Origin of the sequence: Clostridium cuniculi (assembly GCF_004353185.1) — a bacterium.
GTDB lineage: Bacteria > Bacillota > Clostridia > Clostridiales > Clostridiaceae > Clostridium > Clostridium cuniculi.
Genome location: NZ_SMUS01000013.1, coordinates 43777 through 67369, shown reverse-complemented (window position 1 = coordinate 67369; position 23593 = coordinate 43777). Strand labels below are relative to the sequence as shown.

At 27.2% G+C, this 23593-nt stretch carries 29 protein-coding genes and 1 pseudogene; 6 read left to right on the top strand and 24 right to left on the bottom strand.

The features are described from left to right. Positions 1-232: 232 nt before the first annotated feature. From EJJ37_RS08650 to EJJ37_RS21290, 16 genes and pseudogenes are all read right to left on the bottom strand, one after another. Positions 233-2446: a bifunctional diguanylate cyclase/phosphodiesterase gene (locus EJJ37_RS08650; RefSeq protein WP_133015187.1), complete on the bottom strand. Its 2214-nt coding sequence runs from the start codon at positions 2444-2446 to the stop codon at positions 233-235. A gap of 167 nt (positions 2447-2613) precedes the next feature. Then, positions 2614-2859, bottom strand: coding sequence for a Mor transcription activator family protein (locus EJJ37_RS08645; RefSeq protein ID WP_133015186.1), 246 nt, complete (start codon positions 2857-2859; stop codon positions 2614-2616). Positions 2860-3202: 343 nt separating this feature from the next. Continuing rightward, a complete protein-coding gene (locus EJJ37_RS08640) occupies positions 3203-3700 on the bottom strand; it encodes a hypothetical protein (protein ID WP_133015185.1) in 498 nt (165 codons plus the stop codon). Positions 3701-3708: 8 nt separating this feature from the next. Next, a complete protein-coding gene (locus tag EJJ37_RS08635; protein ID WP_133015184.1) occupies positions 3709-3966 on the bottom strand; it encodes an ECs_2282 family putative zinc-binding protein in 258 nt (85 codons plus the stop codon). Positions 3967-4049: 83 nt separating this feature from the next. After that, the gene (locus tag EJJ37_RS08630; protein WP_133015183.1) at positions 4050-4274 is read right to left on the bottom strand and encodes a DUF2188 domain-containing protein; all 225 of its coding nucleotides are present in this window, start codon (positions 4272-4274) and stop codon (positions 4050-4052) included. 71 nt (positions 4275-4345) lie between these two features. Then, complete coding sequence (locus EJJ37_RS21025; protein ID WP_275547943.1) at positions 4346-4468, bottom strand: hypothetical protein; 123 nt, start codon at positions 4466-4468, stop codon at positions 4346-4348. Positions 4469-4677: 209 nt separating this feature from the next. Beyond that, on the bottom strand, positions 4678-5073 hold the full coding sequence (locus EJJ37_RS08625) for a hypothetical protein (protein WP_133015182.1): 396 nt from the start codon (positions 5071-5073) through the stop codon (positions 4678-4680). 345 nt (positions 5074-5418) lie between these two features. Next, positions 5419-7116 (bottom strand): annotated as a pseudogene (locus tag EJJ37_RS21220) (recombinase family protein). Between the two features lie 120 nt (positions 7117-7236). After that, positions 7237-7590, bottom strand: a complete 354-nt coding sequence (locus EJJ37_RS08615) for a hypothetical protein (protein ID WP_049039682.1) — start codon at positions 7588-7590, stop codon at positions 7237-7239. Positions 7591-7842: 252 nt separating this feature from the next. Next, on the bottom strand, positions 7843-8349 hold the full coding sequence (locus EJJ37_RS08610; protein ID WP_049039683.1) for a hypothetical protein: 507 nt from the start codon (positions 8347-8349) through the stop codon (positions 7843-7845). 164 nt (positions 8350-8513) lie between these two features. After that, complete coding sequence (locus EJJ37_RS20205; protein WP_243124853.1) at positions 8514-9818, bottom strand: NINE protein; 1305 nt, start codon at positions 9816-9818, stop codon at positions 8514-8516. Next, positions 9788-10093, bottom strand: coding sequence for a Mor transcription activator family protein (locus tag EJJ37_RS08600; protein ID WP_133015181.1), 306 nt, complete (start codon positions 10091-10093; stop codon positions 9788-9790). Before EJJ37_RS08600 ends, EJJ37_RS20205 begins: the two co-directional genes overlap by 31 nt. Positions 10094-10330: 237 nt before the next feature. Then, positions 10331-10639: a DUF960 family protein gene (locus tag EJJ37_RS08595; protein WP_133015180.1), complete on the bottom strand. Its 309-nt coding sequence runs from the start codon at positions 10637-10639 to the stop codon at positions 10331-10333. A gap of 129 nt (positions 10640-10768) precedes the next feature. Continuing rightward, positions 10769-11374 (bottom strand): hypothetical protein, encoded by a 606-nt coding sequence (locus EJJ37_RS08590; RefSeq protein ID WP_133015179.1) that lies wholly within the window; start codon positions 11372-11374, stop codon positions 10769-10771. A 70-nt stretch (positions 11375-11444) separates the two neighbouring features. Then, the gene (locus tag EJJ37_RS08585) at positions 11445-11750 is read right to left on the bottom strand and encodes a hypothetical protein (RefSeq protein ID WP_133015178.1); all 306 of its coding nucleotides are present in this window, start codon (positions 11748-11750) and stop codon (positions 11445-11447) included. Positions 11751-11769: 19 nt separating this feature from the next. Beyond that, positions 11770-11913 carry a hypothetical protein gene (locus tag EJJ37_RS21290; RefSeq protein ID WP_338032260.1) on the bottom strand — a complete coding sequence of 48 codons (144 nt, stop codon included), beginning with the start codon at positions 11911-11913 and terminating at the stop codon, positions 11770-11772. A gap of 499 nt (positions 11914-12412) precedes the next feature. On the opposite strand from EJJ37_RS21290, the gene EJJ37_RS08575 reads away from it, so the two are divergent. Together EJJ37_RS08575 and EJJ37_RS08570 are read left to right on the top strand one after the other, a co-directional pair. Further along, entirely contained in the window at positions 12413-13171 is a 759-nt protein-coding gene (locus EJJ37_RS08575) for an MBL fold metallo-hydrolase (RefSeq protein ID WP_133015176.1), read from the top strand. 92 nt (positions 13172-13263) lie between these two features. Next, entirely contained in the window at positions 13264-14424 is a 1161-nt protein-coding gene (locus EJJ37_RS08570) for an MFS transporter (RefSeq protein ID WP_133015175.1), read from the top strand. Positions 14425-14474: 50 nt separating this feature from the next. Here the strand turns inward: EJJ37_RS08570 and EJJ37_RS08565 are convergent, their stop codons facing one another. From EJJ37_RS08565 to EJJ37_RS08535, 7 genes are all read right to left on the bottom strand, one after another. Then, positions 14475-14915, bottom strand: coding sequence for an Lrp/AsnC family transcriptional regulator (locus EJJ37_RS08565; protein WP_133015174.1), 441 nt, complete (start codon positions 14913-14915; stop codon positions 14475-14477). A 46-nt stretch (positions 14916-14961) separates the two neighbouring features. Further along, positions 14962-15441, bottom strand: coding sequence for a 23S rRNA (pseudouridine(1915)-N(3))-methyltransferase RlmH (gene rlmH / locus EJJ37_RS08560; protein WP_133015173.1), 480 nt, complete (start codon positions 15439-15441; stop codon positions 14962-14964). A gap of 65 nt (positions 15442-15506) precedes the next feature. After that, positions 15507-15980, bottom strand: coding sequence for an Hsp20 family protein (locus tag EJJ37_RS08555; protein WP_133015172.1), 474 nt, complete (start codon positions 15978-15980; stop codon positions 15507-15509). A gap of 134 nt (positions 15981-16114) precedes the next feature. After that, the gene (locus EJJ37_RS08550; protein ID WP_133015171.1) at positions 16115-16612 is read right to left on the bottom strand and encodes an SEC-C metal-binding domain-containing protein; all 498 of its coding nucleotides are present in this window, start codon (positions 16610-16612) and stop codon (positions 16115-16117) included. Between the two features lie 78 nt (positions 16613-16690). Continuing rightward, positions 16691-16843, bottom strand: a complete 153-nt coding sequence (locus EJJ37_RS08545) for a CxxH/CxxC protein (protein ID WP_133015170.1) — start codon at positions 16841-16843, stop codon at positions 16691-16693. A gap of 34 nt (positions 16844-16877) precedes the next feature. Then, a complete protein-coding gene (locus tag EJJ37_RS08540) occupies positions 16878-17669 on the bottom strand; it encodes an MBL fold metallo-hydrolase (protein ID WP_133015169.1) in 792 nt (263 codons plus the stop codon). Between the two features lie 17 nt (positions 17670-17686). Then, positions 17687-18946 carry a UDP-N-acetylglucosamine 1-carboxyvinyltransferase gene (locus tag EJJ37_RS08535; protein ID WP_133015168.1) on the bottom strand — a complete coding sequence of 420 codons (1260 nt, stop codon included), beginning with the start codon at positions 18944-18946 and terminating at the stop codon, positions 17687-17689. A 295-nt stretch (positions 18947-19241) separates the two neighbouring features. On the opposite strand from EJJ37_RS08535, the gene EJJ37_RS08530 reads away from it, so the two are divergent. The 4 genes from EJJ37_RS08530 (at position 19242) to EJJ37_RS08515 (ending at position 22203) form a co-directional block, all read left to right on the top strand. Next, positions 19242-19769 carry a hypothetical protein gene (locus EJJ37_RS08530; RefSeq protein ID WP_133015167.1) on the top strand — a complete coding sequence of 176 codons (528 nt, stop codon included), beginning with the start codon at positions 19242-19244 and terminating at the stop codon, positions 19767-19769. Between the two features lie 172 nt (positions 19770-19941). Next, complete coding sequence (locus EJJ37_RS08525; protein ID WP_133015166.1) at positions 19942-20394, top strand: dUTP diphosphatase; 453 nt, start codon at positions 19942-19944, stop codon at positions 20392-20394. 107 nt (positions 20395-20501) lie between these two features. Beyond that, positions 20502-20933: a DMT family transporter gene (locus EJJ37_RS08520; RefSeq protein WP_133015165.1), complete on the top strand. Its 432-nt coding sequence runs from the start codon at positions 20502-20504 to the stop codon at positions 20931-20933. 70 nt (positions 20934-21003) lie between these two features. Beyond that, positions 21004-22203, top strand: a complete 1200-nt coding sequence (locus EJJ37_RS08515) for a S8 family serine peptidase (protein ID WP_133015164.1) — start codon at positions 21004-21006, stop codon at positions 22201-22203. 26 nt (positions 22204-22229) lie between these two features. On the opposite strand, the gene EJJ37_RS08510 is transcribed toward EJJ37_RS08515, so the two are convergent. Continuing rightward, positions 22230-23396, bottom strand: a complete 1167-nt coding sequence (locus EJJ37_RS08510; RefSeq protein WP_133015163.1) for a peptidoglycan DD-metalloendopeptidase family protein — start codon at positions 23394-23396, stop codon at positions 22230-22232. Between the last annotated feature and the right edge of the window lie 197 nt (positions 23397-23593).

Below are 23593 nucleotides of genomic sequence, written 5' to 3'. Positions count from 1 at the left end.
ACATTATTAAATTTTGGTGATTTATTTTCCTTATAAATCTTCTTTTTTATCACTCTTCCTTACATATAAAAAACTTCTATATGCATCATATTACATATAGAAGTTTCTTGTAAGTCAATATGTATTATTCTTAATTATAATGTATATTTATATCTTCAATTAATCTATAAACTCATTTTTATTGTTTTATAATTAACTATATATCCCTTATTTTTATTATAGTATTTTAAATTTATAAATTATTTAAATACTTATCTATAAACTCATCTTCTTCTAAAGGTTTAGAGAAATAATACCCTTGAATTTCATCACACTCTTCTTTTAAAAAATTATACTGCTCCTCAGTCTCTACACCTTCTGCTACTATTTTGTAATTAAATATTTTAGCAATTTTAATAATATGTTTTAACATAGATTTTCCGCTATTACTATCATCAGTTACAAAAGATCTATCTAATTTTAGAACGTCTGCATCTATATCTTTTAACATAGTTAAAGAAGAATATCCAACTCCAAAATCATCTATTAGCACTTTAAATCCAGCCTCTTTAATTTTATCTACTATATTACTTCTTACATTGTCATATGATAGTGTATGCCCTTCTGTAATTTCTAATTGAACATATTCTTTTTCTAAGTCTACTTCTCCAATTATTTTTAAATATTCATATAAAAAGTTTTGATCTTTCAGCTTTTCTCTTGATATATTTAAAGATATAGGTATTATATTATATCCTTTTTTTAACCATTCAGCTTGCTTTTCGCAAACTTCTCTAAATACATAACTATCTATAAATGTAATAAATCCTGTTTTTTCTGCAACAGGTATAAATTCATTTGGAAATACAGTAGTTTTATCTGGTTTTGTCCATCTTATTAAAGCTTCAGCTCCAACCACATTTTGGGTTTTTGCATCAAACTTAGGTTGATAAACTAATCTAAATTCCTTATTTTTAATAGCTTTATTCATATCATCTAAGATACTTTTATTGTCAATTAATTCATTAAAATTGTTTTCTTCAAAATATGAATAAAACTCATTTATTTTATTTTTAGACTTCTTTCTAGCAATATTAGCATTCAACTCTAAAATTTCTATTGAAACATCCTTACCATTCATATAATATATCCCAACTGAAGGTATTAATATATGATTTTGCGGTAGTTTTATATGTCGTATGGATTCACATATAATATTTACTATATGTTCTACATCTTCATAATCTTTATATTTATAATAAGCTAAAAATTCATCTGCTTCTTTACGACAATAACAGCCATTATCTCCTATATGAAACTTTAAAATTTCATATATTTTTTTTAATACTTCATCACCATATTCTTTACCTAAAACAGTATTAACTATTTTAAAATTATCCAAATCTATAGACATATATATAGCTTTTGTTTCTTTCTTATTATATATTTTTTTCAATTCCTCATTAAATTTTTTATAAGAGTTTCCATTTGTAACAGAATCTAAATTTAATATTTTATCGTCTTTTTTTCTTTGGACAATCTCTATAAATTTAAAAAATCCAAATATTAAAACAATGTCAATTATTATTACTATTGTAGCTATTGAGTTTAAATTTCCTATTTCATCTACATCAGCCCCTATAATAGCTTCTGGAATTATAGTACATAAGTATAAACCTTCATATCCAATGGGGGAATAAGCCATCCATCTTATTTCTCCAGGCCCTTTATATTTAATAATACCACTTTTTTTATTAATCATATCTATTTTCATTTTATCAACAATATCTATATTATCTTCTGAATAAGATAATATTATATCTAAAATATTATCTAATCTAACTGATGTGCTCTCTTCAGTAGAATAAAAAATACCATTACCATTACTCTCAATAACATATGAACATCCTAATTCTGTATAAACAGGTACAATTAAGTCTGTATTTTTTGAGTTGTCTTTTTCTAAATAAATAGCTGTTATATTATGTCCGTTACCATCATCTAATGAAGTTTTTATTGCCAAATAATTTTCTCCCTCAATTGAGTGTTCGGCAAATTTTCCCTGAGATATAATATCATGAATTCCATTTTGATCAACTGTTATTATCTCATCATTTTTACTTATAAAAACTTCTTCATTACCTAATACAACTCCCATAATTTCTATAAAATTTTCTTTTCTAAAATTCTTTATAAGTGGAATAATCTTTTCATTATTAATCTTATCGCCCTCTATAGCTCCAGATGATAAAACATTCTGAAGAAAGATATCCATTTTATTATCTAAAACAGTTTCCAATTTAACTTTACCTAACTCAGCACTTTGTTTATTTGCTTTTAATAATTGTTTTTCGCTGTTTTTATTCATAGCATTATTTATAAATTTGTTTAAAGTAAAAAATGAAATTAAAAATATAAAAATACAAAAAATAATACTAAACAGTAAATTTTTCTTATCTAATATCATAATACTTATTCCTCCATTATTTATTATTTATTTTTATATTTTTTAATACTTAAATTTATTAACTAATCTACTAATAATTTTTTATATGAAAAAACTTCACTTTTATTGATTTTCAATACTATCCATTATTGATTTATATTCTATATTATGATTACTTTTTCTTATATCTAATTTATTATAAGTTGTTGTATCCAATTGCACGTATATCCTAACTCTTTTGATAATTGCTTTATATTTCTTCCGTTATAATTTTCTATAATATATTCTTTAATATATTTTTTAGAATATATCCTCATTGGAAAAGTTACTTGCTGTCCTCTAAAACTTTCATATATTTTTAAGGTATCCTCTTCTCCCAATAAGTCTACCAATTCTTTGTAAATACCACTATATTTATCACTATTACTTTTCATATATGTTTCCTCCTTTATATCCACTTTAAATAATAACTTGATAAACATTTTTTGTAATCTTTATTAAAAAAGTGATTTTTTATTGTAAAATAACTTTTTTAATAATAATTTAAATATTTTATAATGTTTATTAATAATATAAATATTTAATAATAATATAAATATTAATTAATAAAAAAATACTCTTACATATGTATTAAATATAAGTAAGAGTATTAATAATCCATAACTCTATTTACAATTTTAGTAAAAATCTCATTTATTTATGGTACGGTTCTCCGTATCAGTATTAAGTGAGGTTTTTATCATAAAAGGACAAGAAACTTAATTTCTTGTCCTTTATTTATATTGATACAATCTGCTCTTTACTATACGGTATTCCTTCTTTATCTTTCCACGTTGTTGTAACCTTAAATTTATCTGGCGTTCCGGAATGTACAAATACAACTTCTTCAAAACTTTTACCTGATTCCAGAAATTCGTAGGGTACTTTACTTCTCCATATAACGCCTTTACATTCTTCTGGAATTACAAAATCCACACTATAAGCAGTAGCTTTTCCCGAATTCCATATTTTCATTTTATAATTTCTTTTAGAAACCTTAACAACTCTTGCTTCAATATTTGCCTTTGTTGCTTCCTCTCGTTCCCTTTCCTTTTCTTCTAATTCATATTTTTTAAGCTTTTCCTCTATCCCATTTAACTTCTCTTGAATCTTTCCTGCTTTTCTAGAATCTATAAATGAAATTATAGATAATATAAGTGCTATTGTAGGAAATCCGTATTGAACTAAATCAATAAAAAACGCCTTAAAATTCATCCATAGTTCTATTATCTCCATACAATCTCCTATTTAAATAACTTTTTAAAGTCCTTAACTACTTCCTTCATTATTTCATCTTTAAAATCTTCAATATTAGAATTTATTACATCTGTATTTTCTTCAAGAAGTTGTTCTTTAGTTGTTACTCTTCCACAATCAGAACATTTAACTTTTATATCATCATCAGCCTCGTCAATATCTATAATATTTTCATCAATCGCCGAGAATTGGTCATTTCCACAAACACTACATATTAAACTAATTTTCATTTCCATATCTTTCATAAAACCTCACTCCTAATGCTATTTTTATAATATTTACATTGATAAAAATAGGTTGAGATATCTATCCCAACCTATCTATACTATTATCCTCTAGGTGGAAAATTATCATTACCATAAGAATCTTTTTCTCTTATTCTTCCGTTTCTTCCATGAATAATGAGTTCTGATTTTTGATTCCTAGCAATCTCTCTAGCAATATTAATAGCTTCTTTTTGTGTTTTAGTAGTAACAGTAGCTCTACTATTTCCAGCTCCTTTAACTTGCCAATTTCCATTTCCATTAGGTGTAACATGTTGATTTTTTTTCATATATATTTTCACTCCTTCTATATAATTATAGAAGAATGACTTGCTCAAACATTCATCTATGAGTCCTTAATTTATTCTACTGGTATTTTAAAAGCTTTTAAACCATAAGTTTTAGCATATATCCTTTGTCCATTTTTAGTTATCCAAGGGCGATATATATATTTCTTTTCTTCCTTGTCTTTACTATTATTCATGCTAAAACACCCCCTTATTGCAAGAATTTTACCTATCATATGTACAATAAGTAAGTTATTCTTGAAAAAAAGCGATTTAACTGTTAAAATATTATTTGCAAGAAATCTAAACAGTGAGCAAGTTTTGTTCGCTATTTTTCAAGAAATGAAGCTGTCTAAGCGCCAACTTAGATATTGCTTCATTTTTTTATATTAAACGGATTTTCCGTCTAATCATCATTTTCATTTTCTTTTTCTCCTAGTAGAGCTGCTTTGGTTAGGTCAAAAATCATTACTTGTTCATTTTCATACCAATCACCTAAGATACGGTAACCCTCTTCTTTTATGTTCCAATTCATAAGTCTTGATAGTGTATAAATAAAGTCTTTATTATTAATTCTTACATTTATACTCTTTATATTCTTAAAAAATTGTATTGAACCTTCTTCATTTGCATCACATATTTGTACTGCAATCATCTTTTTTTCTTCATTCATTAACAAAACTACATTTTTAGGTTTACCCATTTTTATAACAGCGTTTTTTGAAAATGTTATTCCATTATCTGTTATTGATACATATGGCAATCCAGAAGTAAGATTAACTTTTTTAAATCCTTCCAACATATTCATCTCTCCTCATAATTATTATATTTTTCCAATTTACTTTTGTCAACATCTTGTCATTTATTTTTTATTATTTTATCACTTTAACTTTATATACCTGTTGCAATTCTATTAATCCCAAAATAAATATTTTTATCGTGTAACATTTTTGTTTCATTTTAATCATATTTTAAATCACCGTTTTAAGCTATTTCCCAAGAAATTATTAATCCTTTTTATTTATTATACCATATTTAATACTTCTTTGTATCTTTTTAAGTTACACTGTGTAATAAAGTAATCATTGTTGAATTGTATTTTAGTTTGTGTTAGTATCATGTTTTCTTAATTAATTCAACTATTATTTTATATGGCAATATCTAAATTTAATGTATTTATTCCAACATTTCTAAACATAAATGAAGAAGGAGTCCCCTTTATAGATACTCCTTCTTCCTTACTTATATAGTCAACCAAGCTATCATTTATTTTTAGTTTTATTGAATCTATTTCCCTTGCTTCATTTATAGTTATTTCTGATATTATCATATGAAGTAATTTCTTCTGTTGCTCTCTAGTTGCACTTTCTGTTAGTACTTTTCCGAAATTCTCTAGTATGCTCTTTATGAATTCATATGGTATTTCTTCACTTACATCGTCTGAAAGTGTAACTAGCAATAGTTCTTTTTCCTCTTGAAGACTTTTAGCTCTCTTGTTCAGCTCGTCTTTTCTTTCTTTGAACTCTTCCTTAGATATTAGGTCTTCTTCATATCCCTCGAAAAGCTTAGTTTTCTTTTTATCTATCTTTTCAAGCTCTTTATCTATTCTTTCTAGATCCTTCTTAGCTGGATTTATCTTTTTGTGTCTTTCTTTATTGATATTATTTACTATAGTTTCAACCATTTTCTCATTGGAAAGTAGTTCTGAAAGCTTATTGAATACATACTCATTAGCTTTATCAACCCTTATTGAATTACTATTACATACTGCTGTACCTTTGTTTTTCCAATTTCCACAAGCATAGTATTGTATTCTTCTCTTTGTTCCATCTTTTAGTGTATTTGTAGTTCTCATTATTACCATTCCTGCTCCACATTTAGGACACTTTAGTATTCCCGTTAGTGGATATTCTCCATCATATATTCTTGAAGGCTTTCCTTGCTTACTTTCTAATATAGCTTGTACTTTATCCCATAGTTTTTCATTTATTATTGCTTCATGTATTCCATCCGTTATTATAGGATTGGGATTTATGTTTCTTCTTCTCTTTTCTGACCAATTCTGTCTTACATTATATCTAACTTTTCCTATATATACTGGATTAGTTAGAATATCTTTTATTGAAGCTACAGAAAAATTATTTCCCCTCTTAGTTTTGCATCCTAATCTATTTAGCTTACTTGTTATTGCTTTATATCCCTTTCCTTATGAATATTCATTGAATATTAATTTTACTATTTCAGCTTCATTTGCATTTATAGTTAGTTTATTTTTTCTTCTTTTAGCTCCTTCTTGATTTTCCATAGGTACTAAATCATAGCCTAAAACTCTTCCTCCACACCCTTCTCCAGCCCTTACTTTGGCACACATTCCCATTTTTACATTTTGTGCCAATGTACCTCTCTCAAACTCTCCTATTAAAGCCATCATTTGGAATTGCATTTTTCCTGCTGGTGTATCTGTTTCAAATGGTTCTGAATATGATTTAAAAGTTATATTATTTTGCTCTAGTAGATCAACTATTTTTAATACATCCGATAACTTTCTACTGATACGATTTATCTTCCATGATATAACCATATCAAACTTTTTATCTTGTGCGTCACTTAACAACTCTTTTAACTGAGGCCTATTTTTTATATTTTTACCACTTATACCTCTATCAGAATAACATTTATAGATACTATAATTATTCTTTTTACACCATTCTTCTAAGAGTCGCTCTTGTTCATCAATACTATATCCTTCTTCTGCTTGTTCAATAGTACTAACCCTACAATATAATGCTACCAACCTTCTCTTTTCTGGAATCCGTGCTTCATTAAGAAATTTTTTTAATCCCATTAATCATTCCTCCATTATTTAGTTTTTATAATTTTCCTCAAATCAAAGTTATAATATATATTTGCTGAATACTTTATTTACAAAAACACAATCATACTATAACTTTGATTATTAGAACTTTTATATATACATTGAAACTCTATTTATCCACTCCTCTGATTCACAAAAGCTTACTATAGTAGTTCCTTTATTTATACATGTTCTTACCAAATCACCTACTCTAGTTATATCTATATCTTCTACACTCCATATTACTAATGCTTCTATCTTTCCCTTTTCTACTGCTTCTATAGTTTGATTTAGTTTATCTGTTTTATTTACTTCATCTATATATACATTGTCTTTATGTTGATTACATTCAAGTTCAAATTGTAACCACTTCAATCTACCCAATCCCCCTTTGTTCAAATCTTCATTAGTCTCCTCTTTTCTCAAATATATACCTATCTTTTTTCCTCTAACTTTTTCTAACATTTTGACGCTGTTTCCTTTCCAAAACTCTTGGCATAGCAAAAAACCACCGAAACCCCGTGATTTTTTTACTATGCATCTATTTGAAATTTCTTTTAGAAAAATTCCCCTTCTACAAATCTACTATTAGCATTTGTTACTCCGGTGTTTGAATTCCTTCTCTTTGTTTTTTGTTATATATAGAAGTATCATTTCCGATACTTCATTTATTAGCTTGTCTACTTCTTTATTACTCATCACTTTTCCTCCTCATTATTATCTAAGCTTAATAATTGCAACATTAACCCCTTGAATACTTTGATATTGAATATTTTCGAAAGTGATTGATGTTCTGTTGCTAAAGTCTAAATCATATAAGTCAGTTATTTCAAAAACTAACTCAGAACAATACACAATTCCTGTACCTTTAGACACCTTTATATTGAAGTAGTTTTTATTGTTAGGTAGATCTTTACCTATAGCAATTTCATTATCTGAAAATGCAAACTGTATCTTATCTTCAATTTTTAGATAGTCCATTATCTTTTTGTTTATAGACACTCTTTTACCTGTTTTAGCATTAACAACTGATAGTCCTCCACCTCTTGTAGATTTATTAGCAACTGCTCTACTGATTGATGGAATGAATGCATCCAATATACTTTCCTTGATTTCTTCCAAATTATCATTTGTTTTTTCCACTTCTTCATGTAGTTCAACTACACTTTCGTTACTTTCCATTACCATTTCGTTTAGTTCTTGATTGTTTTTGATTGTTTCCATTTTTCTTCCTCCAATTTGACACATATATTTTCTATTACAGATTTGTTTGATCTTTGAAACACTAATTTATTTTCCTTTGAAGATATCTACATCTTCATCACCTCCTTTCGAGTCAAAAAAATTATTTTTTGACTATTTTTTTACGGGGTTTCGGGACGGCACATTTAGATTGTTACTTGCTCAAACTCTTCCTCCTCCTCTCTTAGTTGCTCTTTTGGTAGTTTTATTACATATACATCTTCTATATATCCAAGTGAGTTTTTTCTGCTTCTTGTGAATCTATCTGATTCGCAGTTCAAGTATCCATTTTGCTTTAGCTCCTTTAGAACTACATTTTTATCTTCATAGCCTCCTTGCTTTATCATTTCTTCAAATGATATCTTATTCATTTGAACTTCAATACAATCTTTCTTAGGTATCAACTTTCCTAATGTATCCATTGGAACATTATCACTTGTTTCAAACTTCCTTTTGAATTTCGAGATGTACTGTTTTATATAGTCTATAGCTGATTGTGAAAAGTTCCTTTTTGATATAGAGCTTTGCTCTATTTCTATTAACATATTGATTATTCCATCAATATCTAACTTAATACCCATCATTTCCTGATAGTAATATGCTGTAGTTAGCAATACTGCATAGTTATTACATCTTCTTTTAGTCATGGAATCTACTACAATTTTTTCATCTATCTTTTGGTAGATTTCATCTTTCACTTTTTTAACTCTCTCCTCAATATCATCTTTATCTATTTGCATGATATATTCTGCAAACTCAAACCCTATATGACCATAGTTTTTTAATATAGTTTGATTGATTTTTTCAGAATTTTCTGCATCTTTAGTCCATGAAAAATTCGCTGCTTCGATTACTCTAACATGTATTCCTGCATTCTTATTATAATTATCTACTAGAGATTTTTCTCCATTAGATAGGATTGTTGTTAACCATGTTTCTTTTTCCTTTAGTTCTGAAAACCTATTTAGTCTATCTTTGTCTGTTCCGTTAGCCATTGCATATATGAATTTAGTGAAATTATTTGAACTAGACATAGATATTTCATCTAATGCAAATGGAACTCCTTTGATACCACCTAACTTATTCAACAAAGCATTATTAGTAGCATTATATGTGTTATATAGACTTTGTTTTTTCGCATCTGGTTTCGCATAGAATCTATGTATCCCTAATACTCCTAAAAATACTGCTAGTAGTCCTGCAACTATCTTATTATTATTGGAACTGCTTCCACTACTTTTATTTACACTACTTTTTATTTGATTAGTGAAGTTATTTACTGCTCCCTTTAGTCTTACTCCACAATTTAGGCAAACTTCTGCTTCTCTATTCTTCACTTCTTGTCCACATTCTAGACAGTAGTTATCTCCTTGGCCTCTATTTGTTCCAAACTTTACACATATTACTGCTTTTGGATTGTTTAGCTCTTCTCCACATTGTCTACAATACATTCTTCTCTTCCTCCATTTTCTTTTATGTTTAGCTTGTTTATGACTTGTTGTACCCAATTGCATGTATATCCAAGCTTTCTTGATATTTCTTTTATATTTTTTCCATTATAGTTTTTCATGATATATTGCTCTACATATTCTTTAGAATGTAATCTCATAGGAAATGTTACTTGTTGACCCCTGAAATTTTCATATATTTTCAATGTAGCTTCTTCACCTAGAATTTCTATCATTTCCTTATAAACACCACTATAATTTTCATACTTTTTTTTCATTCATTCTCCTCAGTTACTCTCCTTTCAAATCTCAATTAAATAATAACTTGATTAAGATTTTTTGTAATGCTGATTATAAAAGTGATTTTCTCTTGTAAAATCACTTACAAAAATCCAAAGTTTCTTTAATTGTTTCCTTCTATACCTACAGCTATAACTGTAATAACTGTACCCAGTATCTTTAATATTTTTACAATATTCACTTATCTCACCTCCTTTCAAATCTGTATAGACATACTAATACTCATCTGGAAATAGCATTGTAGAATATTCTCCACTATCTATTACATATACTTTTATCTCATTATCCATTTGAATATCTTCCAACTCTATTTCATACTTACATGAGTACTGAGGAACTTCTTGACTTTGATTTATTACAATCTTATTACCTTCTTTTCTTATCTTGAAAACTTGTAAGTAGTCCACTTCAAAATTTCCTTTATTTTTTAGATTATCAATCATACTCCACATTATTAGTTGTAGTCTTATATCTACTTCCTCATTTACACCTCTAGTTACATATCTGTTGTTTTTCTTGAACATATCTTTTCTACCTCCTTATTGTTAGTTTTTATTTCTAGCTTTCCAGCTCTTATTACACCTACACATAGAATTCTCTTCATACACTTTTCCTCCAAATTCAAAAAAGCTAACCATGAATATGGTTAGCTCTTATACTTCTATTTCTGAATATAAATATTCATCTACTTCATTCTCAAATATAGCTACTGGATCTAATTCCAATATATCTTCTATTTCTACATCTGCAATTATTTCATCTATAGCATGTTCTTTACTTATTCCTTCAATCCAATATGATATTATTGTGTCTTTATCTAATAACCTATCTATATGCCATTCATCATCCATCATATTTTCTAATGCCATTCTAGCAAGACCTCTTAAATTTGAATCTTTCTTATATATTAAATGACATCCATCAATTAATATATAATTACTATCTTTTAAATCATCATAATATTTAATTATATCTTTTATAGTAATTTTCAATTCTGTATTTTCTTTTATTCCTAGGTACATAGAAACTATATTTGATTTATCTCCTATATATTCTCCTTCTAGCTCTTTTGCTATTTTTAATGTATCATCAAAGTCTCTATAAAGCTTTTCTTTTAATTCTTCATCTTCTATAATCTTCAATAATTCTTCAACAACTTCTATTTCCTCATTACTAACTTTGCTATACTTTCCTATAACATTATTTATTTCTTTCATAAGAAATCCTTGTATTATATTCGAAAATTGCTTTGCTATCATTTTTATCTTCTCCCTTATCTTGTTATAAAATAAAAAGTCTTAATCACTACTCTTATAGTAATTAAGACTTTTAAACTTGATTTATTTCTTGTTTTAACATCTCTAAGAACTCATCTGAAAACACCTTTTCCCCAATCGCAATTTTTATTAGCTCTATTAGTTCTAGTTCGGTTACATCAAGACTTCTTGGAATATATGTTTCATCACCTCTTCTAGTTGCTTTGTATACACAGAACCTTACTTCATCCCTCTTTAGTTCTTTGATATAGATCTTCTCTATTGAGTATGTATATTCTCCTTCTCCAACTTTTCCTTGATTTATTATCTTACAGTATTTAGTTTCCTTGATTATCTTTTCTTCACTCTTCTTACTCACTTTATTCAACCTCCTTATTTTATTCTAGTAGGAACTTAGAAAGTTCTTCTGTAGTTACTACTACTATTGCTACATCGCTTGAAAGCAAAAATAAGGAAGAAGTCCAATTAACTCCTTCCTTACATTTAATTACATCAGTATATTCTGGTATTAAACCTTGCAACTTATCTTGTTTCAGTATTTTGATATCTTCGATATTTTCTGCAATAACTATATATCCACCTAAATCAGCTTCTATATCTCTATCTTCATCATATGCTTCATTTAATACATTTAGTGTCTCTCTAATACTTTTAATAACATCTGCTGGTAGCTTAATTAATTGTACTATTTGACATTCTTTAAAAATCTTTTTAATTATAAATTTCTCCCTTCTAAATATAAAGAGCTCTTACCTATATATCTAAATATAAGTAAGAGTCTATCTTTTCTAATTAATAATATATATTTAATTTATATTTTATATACAGTAATTATTCTATTAACCAACTTGAAATTTATTAAGTAGCTATATATATAATTTATAATTATAATAATTTCTACTCAGTTTAAATTCTTTAATAATTCAAGTAAAACAGCCAAAAGACTTTATTTTTTCTATATATCTTTTTCTTTGAAAATATTAAACTATATTCAAATTAAAACAAAAGGAGAAATTATTTATGAAAATTAAACAAATTAGAAATGCCACACTATTAATTGAATATGCAGGGAAAAAATTTTTAATTGATCCTGTTTTAGCTAAAAAGGGTACTTATCCTCCATTTCCTAGTCCAGTTCGTCAAAATGAATACAACCCATTAGTAGATTTACCTGTAGAAATTAGTGAACTTATAAATGTAGATGCTGTTATTGCAACTCACTTACATTCAGATCATTTTGATGATTCCGCTAAAGAAATATTACCTAAAACTATAAAAATGTACGTTCAAGATGAAAATGATAAAAAAGAATTATCAAATTCAAACTTCACTAATATTGAAATTATTAAAGAAAATACTACTTTTTCTAATATTAAAATAATAAAAACAGCTGGTCAACATGGTACTGATGAAGTATTAGATAAAATAGGTGATGTATGTGGAGTTATATTCCAACACCCTTCTGAAAAGACACTTTATATAGCTGGAGATACTGTTTGGTGTGATGGTGTAAAAACAGCAATTAATGAATATTTACCAGAAATTATAATTACTAATAATGGTTGTAATACATTGTTAGACTATAATCCTTTAATAATGGGTACAGATGATATATATGAAATATATAAAGTATCACCAAATTCATTGATTATTGCAAGTCATATGGAAGCAATGAATCATTGGACACTATCTAGAGAGGATTTAAGAAAATTTACTATAGAAAAAGGCTTTTCATCCAATGTCTTAATACCAAATGATGGAGAAGAGTATATTCTTTAATAATATTATTAATTAAAACTAAAAATATAGATGAGGAGTTTTTGTTTTCATCTATATTCTATAATTTTAAAAGAAAGGAACGTGATTTTTAAATGAATAATAAAAAAGAGGTTTTATGGTCATATAATTTTATTATTCTTTCATTAATAAATTTTTTCTTAACATTACTATTTTTATTGCTTAATTCTACAATGACAGATTATGTTATAAATAACTTTAGTTCAACTACAAGTCAAGCTGGATTTGTAGTTGGTATTTTTATTATTGGTTCATTAATTGGTCGTATTGTTACTGGACAAGCTAATCATTCTAAAAAATTATTATGTATAGGATTAATACTTTTTACATTAACTACTCTATTATATTTTCTTAACTATGGGGTAAATTTTTTGATAATTAGTAGATTATTGAACGGTATCACTTTTGGAATAGTTAGCACTATTATAGGTACAACTGTAGCAGTTACTATACCACCTTCTAGAAAAGGTGAAGGTATAAGTTACTTTGCTGTAAGCACTGCACTTGCTACTGGATTAGGTCCATTTATCGGTGCTTATTTAAGTACTAATTCAGATTTTATTACTATTTTTAAATTTTGTTCATTATTAGGTTTAATTAGTTTAATAATAGGGTCTTTTGTTAATTTCCCTACTTTACATTCTTCTAATAAAAATAATGATAATAAATTTAAACTTTCTAATATAGTTGAAGTTAAAGCACTTTCTATTTCTATAATTGTTTTTTGTATGACATTTTGTTTCTCTGGCGTTATTTCATATATAAATGTATATGCTAAAGAACTATCATTAACTAAAGCAGCTAGTTATTTCTTTATTGTATATACTATTATTGTTTTAATATCAAGACCTTTTACAGGTCGCATAGTTGATAAGAAAGGTGCTAGATTCATAATATATCCGGCATTTATTCTATTTTCAACTGGTTTATTCCTTCTAAGTTTTACTCAGAATAGTTTAATGCTATTATCATCTAGTGCTCTTATTGCACTTGGTTTTGGAAATCTTTCATCAATCTCTCAAATAGTTGCAATTAATTCAACAACACCTAATCGTATGGGACTAGCCACAGCAACATTTTTTATTTTTTATGACTTAGGTTCTGGATTTGGACCTTCTATTCTTGGATCAATTATTTCATTAACAAGTTACAGCTCTTTATACTTAATCTTAGGAGTTTTAGTTCTTGTTATATTAATTATTTATTTAATTTTTATACATAAAAAAGTTAAATAATATTACATTAAAAATGCTAGTCAAATAGAGAATATTTGACTAGCATTTAACTATAAAAAACATCCTGGATCCTTTATAGTATCCTTAAATATAATATTAACTTTATAATTAACATATTTGTTTAATTCATTTAAAAAGTTATCTAATATTTCATTAGATGGAAATACTGCTTCTATAATATAACACCCATCTCCACCAGTTTTATAATTATGAAATATATATTTCTCTTGAGCATTTATAAATCTTAAAAATAAATTATGATTATCCATTGTAGTTGATGTAACAGTTATCATTACATGAATATTAACACCTAATTTTTCTCTACTCAAATTAATAGTATATCTATCTATTATCCCAGTTTCTTCCAACTTCATTACTCTATTCGCTACTGCTTGCCCAGTCAAATGTACCCTATCACCTAATTCCTTCATAGTAATTCTACTGTTCTTAACTAACTCTTTTAATATAAGTCTATCTGTATTATCTATCATTTTTATATACTCCTATTTAATAAGTCAATTTTAGTAAAAACCGCACTTATTTATGATACGGTTCATTTTTCATTATTCTAAAAGCTCTATAAACTTGTTCAAGTAACATTACTCTAAACAATTGATGTGGGAACGTCATTTTAGAGAAGCATACCTTATAATTAGCCCTTCTTATTACATCTTGAGATAATCCTAAACTACCACCTATAACAAAAGTTATGTTAGAGTTACCCATAACCCCTTGAGTCTCAATAAATTTTGAGAACTCTTCTGAGGTCATTTGTTTAGCATTTAAATCCATTGCTACAACAAACATATTATCCTTTATCTTAGATAAAATAAGCTGTCCTTCCTTATCTTTAATCTGTAATTCTTCCTTCTCTGATGCATTATCAGGTGTCTTTTCATCAGGTAATTCTATAATATCAATTTTACAATATCTTGTTAATCTTTTAGAATACTCATCAATTGCTTGTTTTAAATACTTTTCTTTTAATTTCCCTACAGATATAACTGTTATGTTCATTACTTTTCCTCCTAAGTTATCAATACTTTTTTATAAACTTAACTTTTAATATTAATTCTTATATTTCAAATTTTATAACTATCAACGTCAATTATAGTAGTATCTTCTCCTATATAAGTATTTTTAGGAATCAATACTCTTAAAATATCATTTTTAAAAACAGCTTTTATATTTTGTGCATCTGCATTTTCTACATAATAGTCCTCTTCTATATCGCCACCAGACTGTATTACTGCCATTGCTATATTCTTATTATTAGTATAGAACATATTTCTCTTTACCTTAAGAGTTATATAATTATTATCATATTCCAAATCAATATTCTCCTTTTTAACTCCAGGAAGATAGCATTCTAATGTATATGCTCTTTTATGCTCTTTAAAATTAATATTAATTGAAGACATATTATCTATTTCACTGATTAAACTATTCATAAAATCACTATTTACAAATTTATCAACTATCTCATCTATAACTTCAAAATTACTAGATACAGCATTTAACGTAGTTGAAAATATATATGGAAATATATTAAACATATAGTCCTCCACTCTAACATTTCTAACTACTTATAATTTATTTATAAACTCTGCTATTTGACACTCTATTAAATGTATTTTTAACTTAATCATCAAAAAAAGAGCCTTGAAATCAAAGCTCTTTTAGTTTTAAATTATTTTCCACAACACTTCTTGTACTTTTTACCGCTTCCACAAGGACAAGCATCGTTTCTACCAACCTTGTTTTCGTTTCTTACGCTACAAGATTCTCTGTATGCCTTTTGAATTTCTTTTCTCTTTTCTGGTGAGAATATTGCATCCCATTGTGGTAACATATATAAGTATTCAGCCTTAGCTTCTAACATATTGAAGTATAATTTTTCTAAATTTATATCTAATACTATTTCATCAGTAGCTGTTAAAGCTTCTAAATCATAAGAATTGTTTAAGCTATCGTTGATTCCATCAACAAATCCCATTATAAATTCTTCAGAAGTTTCATATTTCTTTGCAAAATCAGCAATAGTAGTTTTTATAGACTCCTTACTATTAGCTAATAAATCTCTATATATAGCAGTTTCTATTTTAGTATATTCATTCCAGAAAGCTGCTTCCCCTTTTGTTTTAACATATTCCACGACCATATCTGTCCATTGTTTATATAAACTCATATCCATTTCTCCTCTTTCATATCTTACGATTATATAAAAATTATACTAAATATTATGTACACTTTTCAATATATATTATTACATCATTTTTACTTCATATTTAGCTTGATTATTGCAATAACTACACTTCTTTTCCGCAATTTCATTTATTACAGGAAAAGTTTCTTTTTCATTTATAACTTCATCCATTGCTTCGTCTATATGTTCTTCACATGCATATATTAATTCCATACTAATCACCTTCGATTCCTTAAAATTAAATTCTCTATAGAGTTATAATTTTGCTAGGATTATGCCTATTAGCCATACTTAAAAATACATCTGATCCTACCTCAATATTATTAGCAGTTAATATATCTTTTACTGTTAACTCTGCAAGATCTGGAGTATTATTAGTATTACTTAAATGACCTAATATAATATTTTTTCCTAAACCATTTTTTAATATCTTAACAATAGCTTCTCCACAATCTTCATTAGATAAATGTCCGTAACTTTCCTTAATTCTTTGCTTCAAGCTATATGGATAAGGACCCATATCTAACATTTGTGGATTATAATTGCTCTCTATTAAAATAACTTCAGAATCTTTTATACTATCTTCAATTTCTTTAGTAAATGTTCCAAAATCAGTTGCAACACTTGCCATTTTTCCATCTAAATTAATAGTATATCCAACTGGAGCTGCAGCATCATGTGGAATAATAAAAGATTTTATATCAATATCTTTTATAGATACAACAGTTCTTCTATCCATAACCTTTATATTATGCTCTTTTATTTTTCCAATAGTACTTTCCATTGCAACCCAAGTATCATGAGGCGCATATATAGGAATATCATATTTCCTTGATAAAACTCCTACACCTTTAATGTGATCTATATGTTCATGTGTTATAAAAATTCCATCTATCTCACTTGGATTTTGCCCAATGTGTTTTAATGCTTCATCTATTTTCTTTCCAGGTAATCCAGCATCTATTAATATTTTAGCCTTTTCAGATCCTATAAAAATACTATTTCCACTACTTCCACTATATAATGAGCAAAATTTCATTTAATATTCCCCCAAGTTTATTTTACTACTCTTCTTATATCTGCTCCTAATGCTCTAAACTTATCTTCAATATGAGGATATCCTCTATCGATATGCTCAATTTCAGATATTTCAGTTTCTCCATTAGCAACTAATCCTGCTATAACCATTGCTGCACCAGCTCTTAAATCTGTAGCTGCTACTTTTGCACCATTTAATGATTTAACACCATCTATTATAGCTGTTCTACCTTCAACTTTAATTTCTGCACCCATCTTCTTTAATTCATCTGTGTGCTTATGTCTATTTTCCCATATACTTTCAGCTATTAAGCTTCTTCCTTCTGTAATACTTAGTAAAGTTGACATAGGTTGTTGTACATCCGTCGGGAATCCTGGATACGGTGCTGTTTTTACACTTACACCTTTTAATGGCTTATCAACAGTTACTCTTACGCTATCGTCACCTTCTTCAACTATTGCACCCATTTCAATAAGCTTTGCTGAAATTGATTCTAAGTGCTTTGGAATTACATTTTTTACAGTTATATCTCCTTTTGTAGCTGCGGCAGCTATCATAAATGTTCCTGCTTCTATTTGGTCAGGTATAACACTGTAATTACATCCAACTAAGTTCTTAACACCTATAACTCTTATAACATCTGTACCAGCACCTTTTACGTCTGCTCCCATAGTGTTTAAGAAGTTAGCAACGTCAACTACATGAGGTTCCTTTGCTACGTTTTCTAATATAGTTGTTCCTTCAGCCATAGTTGCTGCAATCATAACATTGATTGTTGCACCTACAGAAACTACATCAAAGAATATATTAGCTGCATGTAATTCTTCTGCTTCAACGCTTACAGCTCCATGTTCTATTGTTACCTTAGCTCCTAAAGCTTCAAATCCCTTTATATGTTGATCTATAGGTCTTACCCCTATAGGACATCCACCTGGTAATTCAACTCTAGCTTTCTTAAATCTAGTTAGTAAAGCACCAATGAAGTAATATGATGCTCTCATTCTTCTTACATCTTCAGTACAAGCATTTACAGTTGTTATATCTGAAGCATCTATTTCTAAAGTATTATTATTTAGTTTACTTACTCTACATCCTAAACTAGTTAGTATTCTTTCTAGGCAATGTACATCTTCTATATCAGGTATATTATCAATAATACATTTACCCTCAGCAGCTAAAATCGCTGCTGGCAAAATAGCAACAGCTGCATTTTTTGCTCCGTTAATTTCTACAGAACCTTGCAATACTTTGCCTCCATTAATAATTAATGTTTCCATCCTATTCACCCTTATCCAAATTTATATATATATTAATCTATCCTATAACATAAAAATTATCCAATTTTTGTTTTATAAGTCAAATTTTCTTTTTTGTCTTACAAATTTTTGGTCAACACTATTGATTATATCATAAAGTATGTATGAGTTAATAGCGTTTTTTTCTTCCAAAACTCCTTATTTTTTAACTTTCCCATAAGATATCGCTTAAATATACAAATTGTCAATTTAAGCTTATGTGTGATATAATTTAATATAAACGTATTATACAAAATTTAACTTGTGAGGTTATAACATGAAATATTATTTGGTAGCATTATTTGATGATGTATCTTATAAAAATTTAAGCCCAATTCAAAGAAGTTTATCTAAAAAATATAGAGCAAATAGAAACTCTCCAATTCCTTATATTCCTTTAGAGGTAATAGAGAATCCTAATATAGATAAACTTAATACTGTTATTGATAAAATTTTAAAACCATATAAAAACTTTAAAGTAGAGCTGTCATCAACTATAACTCTTTGCGACTCAAATAAAACTCTCAACTTAAAAATCGAAAAAATTGGATATATCAAAAAATTAGATCGTCTCATTGGCGATAATCTTAAACTACATGGTTTTAATGTAAAAAATGATAATACCGATCTTCACCTTTCTCTAGCTAATATTAACTATATTAATAGAGATAATAAAAAGTTTGATACAGAAATTGAATATAAACCTAGTATTTCAACTTTAAAGGTTAATAGATTAGAACTTTGGAAAATATCCAATAATCGAAGAGAAACATTAATTCAAACATATCCATTAAAAACAATTTAATAATTTTTTATATTAAAAGAGCACTATTTTTCTAGTTGCTCTTTTTTTATGTTGAAATTTGTAATAATAAATTTTCAACTTTATTTTTTTGTATTCGTTTACTACACTTTTCAATGCTTAATTATTTCTGTAAAATATATTATATTAATCCTAGTAGACGGGGAGGACACTTATGAATATTTTACCAATTGTGGAATTACAAAAAGAAAAAAGACATGAAGTTTTAATTAATCAGAATCTCTCACAATATAAGCTTTGGGCGAGAAAGCATCTTGAATTACAAGTTAAATTAAGCTCATTAGCAGAAGAAACTAAGTGTTATAAATACTGGATAGACGACGGCTTAAATTTAAACAAAGAAACTGTATTTATTAAATATGCAGATTTTCTTGCACATGTAATTAATCTAGGTATTGATAAGCATTATATTGATAGTTATGAAGTAGTGCTTAGACCTAATGATTACTGCTTAAGCGATCAATTTTTAAACTTATATATTGATATAAACGACTTAATAATCTCACCTTCTAATGATCACTTTTTCACTCTCCTTGAAGATGCATTAAGTTTAGGTATTACTTTAGGTTATTCAGAAGAAGAAATTTTTAACTCATTTATATATTAATTATTAAAAGCATTAAGATGACTCATAACAACATCTAATGCTTTTTTTATTCACATTTTTAATAAATCACCCTTAATTTAGGAATACTATATTTGAGGTGATAAAAATTGTTTGGTTTTATAATTGCTATAATATCTGGAATTGCCATGAGCGTTCAAGGTGTCTTTAATACTAAACTTAGTGATAAGATAGGAACTTGGGAAACTAATACTATTGTTCAAGGATCTGCACTTGTTTTGACATTAATAATTTTATTTTTCTTTGGCAATGGTAATTTTAGAGAAATTAAATCTGCCAATAAACTTTATCTTTTAGGTGGAGCCCTAGGTGTAGTAATAACATTTACTGTTATTCTTAGTATAAAATCATTAGGCACAACTGTTGGAATAGGTACAATTCTAATTGCTCAACTTCTTGCTGCTGCTTTAATTGATGCCTTTGGCTTATTTGGTTCCGAAAAAGTCCCTTTTTCCTTTCATGAAATACTTGGAATAGTAATAATGATAGCTGGAATAGTACTTTTTAAGTGGAAGTTTTAATTTATATTATATTAACAAAAAACTCCTAATTCATATATTATAGTAATGTGAATAATTTTAGGAGTTTTTTATGTTTTCTTCAACTAAAAAACTAGATCCTAATCTTAAAAGTCTTTTAGCATCTAGTGGTATTAAAGAATATAGAATTTTAATAAAATATAGAAATTTTCCGGATTCAATTTCAAAAAAAATAAACTCCTATAGGGGTACAGTTATAAGAAAAATTGAATCATGTAATATAATATGTGCTCAAGTAAAAGCTAAATCAATAGAGCTATTATTAGAGTATCCAGAAGTAAACTATATTTGTTTAGATCAATACCTTTCATTATGTGGTATGAGTATTCCTGCAGCTAATAAAGTTAGACTTTCAAATAAACTTTCTATATACGGTCGTGGCATTGGTGTTGGTGTAGTTGATTCTGGAGTATATCCCCATGGAGATTTAACTTATCCCATTAATAGAATAAGTACATTTGTTGATTTAGTTAATGAACTCCCTTATCCTTATGATGATAATGGACATGGAACGTGTACATGTGGAATAATTGCAGGTAATGGACTAGCTTCAAATAAAATATATACTGGAGTTGCACCAGAAGCTACCATTCATTGTTTCAAGGCATTTGACAAATTAGGAAAAGGTTATGTTTCTGATGTTTTATTTTCATTAGAAGAATTAATTAACATTAGTGAAAAGTATAACATTAAGGTTATATGTTTGCCTTTTGAGACTCTTTATTATAATAAATTTATTTTTACACAATTTGATATTCTCTTTAAAAAAGCACGACTTCACTCTATAGTTTGTATACTTCCTAGTGGTAGTAACAAAAATATAGATGGATCTATTACAGGAATTGCTTTAAGCTCTAATTGCATTACTGTTTCAGGTATAGATACTACTTCATCCGAAATAAAGTCTTACTTATATTCATCTTGTGGTGCAATAAAAAAAGATAAAAAACCTGATTTCTGTGCTGCATGTGTTGATGTAGTATCATTAAACTCTAATACATCCTATATATCATATAAAAATAATACTAAAATGCATGCACCCAAGTTAGATACCTCATATAAAAGCTTTACTGGTACATCTGTATCTGCTGCATATGTATCTGGTCTATGTGCTCTGTTATTTGAGGAACATCCCAATTTTACATTTGATGATATTTTATCATTATTAAAAGTAGCCTCAATACCATTAGATATTCCTAAAAATCAACAAGGTGAAGGTAAAATAGATATAAATAAAGTTTTAAAACAATAAAAGAAACACCATAAACGGTGTTTCCTTTATTGTTGTATATATTTAACCGGATCTACTGGTTTGTTATCAACTCTAAGTTCAAAATGTAAATGTGGTCCTGTGCTATTTCCAGTACTTCCAACAGCACCTATAATATCATCTTTTTTTACCATATCACCAACATTAACATATATCTCATTTAAGTGCGCATAATAGGTTTTCATATTATTTTCGTGTTCTATTACTATTAAATTACCATATCCACCATTATTATATCCAGCCTTAATTACCTTACCATCTAAAGATGCATTTACGCTTTCCCCTAGATTTTTAGCTATATCTATTCCCTTATGAACTGATTTTGCCCTAACCTCTCCGAAATAAGAACTTAAATATCCACCCTTAGTTGGATTAGATAAAAATGCTACGCCAGCATAATACGGATTCTTAGTACCTACTTTTACTACAGTATTAACAGCTGGTTGAATAATTTTCCTGCTTACTACTTTCTCATCACTTTTATTTAATCCATCATAAACTATTTCTTTATGAACTAAGCTAATTCCCCTTACCCCCTCAATAGTCTCAGTTTCCCCTGAATACAAATCACTACATTCCTCTGTTACTATTTCTGGTTCGATAACTTCAGATTCCGTTAAATCTATTTTAAAGTCTAATCTTGATAAATTTTCATTTATCACATAAGCATCATATACTTCTTTTGCTATCTCACCACTTAAATTTAAATTTGATATTCTACTTTTTTCTATATCTGAATCAATTGTTCCCATAACTTGTATTGCTGTAATATTATTAACATCAATTCCTAATTCATTTACATATGAATTGCATATTTCTTCTAATATTAAGTACTTATCTTCAATTAAAGATGTAAGTCCAACAGTTTTATCTGCTAACCTTATTGAATGGCCTTTTAAATCAATAGTAAAAACATTATTCATATTATTACTAAATACATCGGCTGTATTTAATTTATTATCAATGCTTTCATCTGAAATTAAATTTTCTACGCTATTTTCACTATTTGCTTTATCCATTAAAACTAATTCATTTTCTTCTAAGCTATTTGTATTGAATTTTGCATAAACGTTATTATCAGGTACTATAAAAATTAAAGTCATAATCATAAGTACTGAAACTTTTTTTAATACTTTCAACCATATACTTATGTTATTCTGCCCATTCACGTCCATTCTTTTATTTTCCTCCTACTTCTATTTTTTAAGCACATCAATTAATTTACCCCAATTTAGCTACATTATACATATTTATTATTTAATTGTTATGTTGAGGGTTCAGAAAGCGTTTGCTATAATTAATTTAAATGTATAGCATTAAACAACTTTTCTAATACTTAAAGTTGTTTACGTTAATTAACTTCGATTTACTA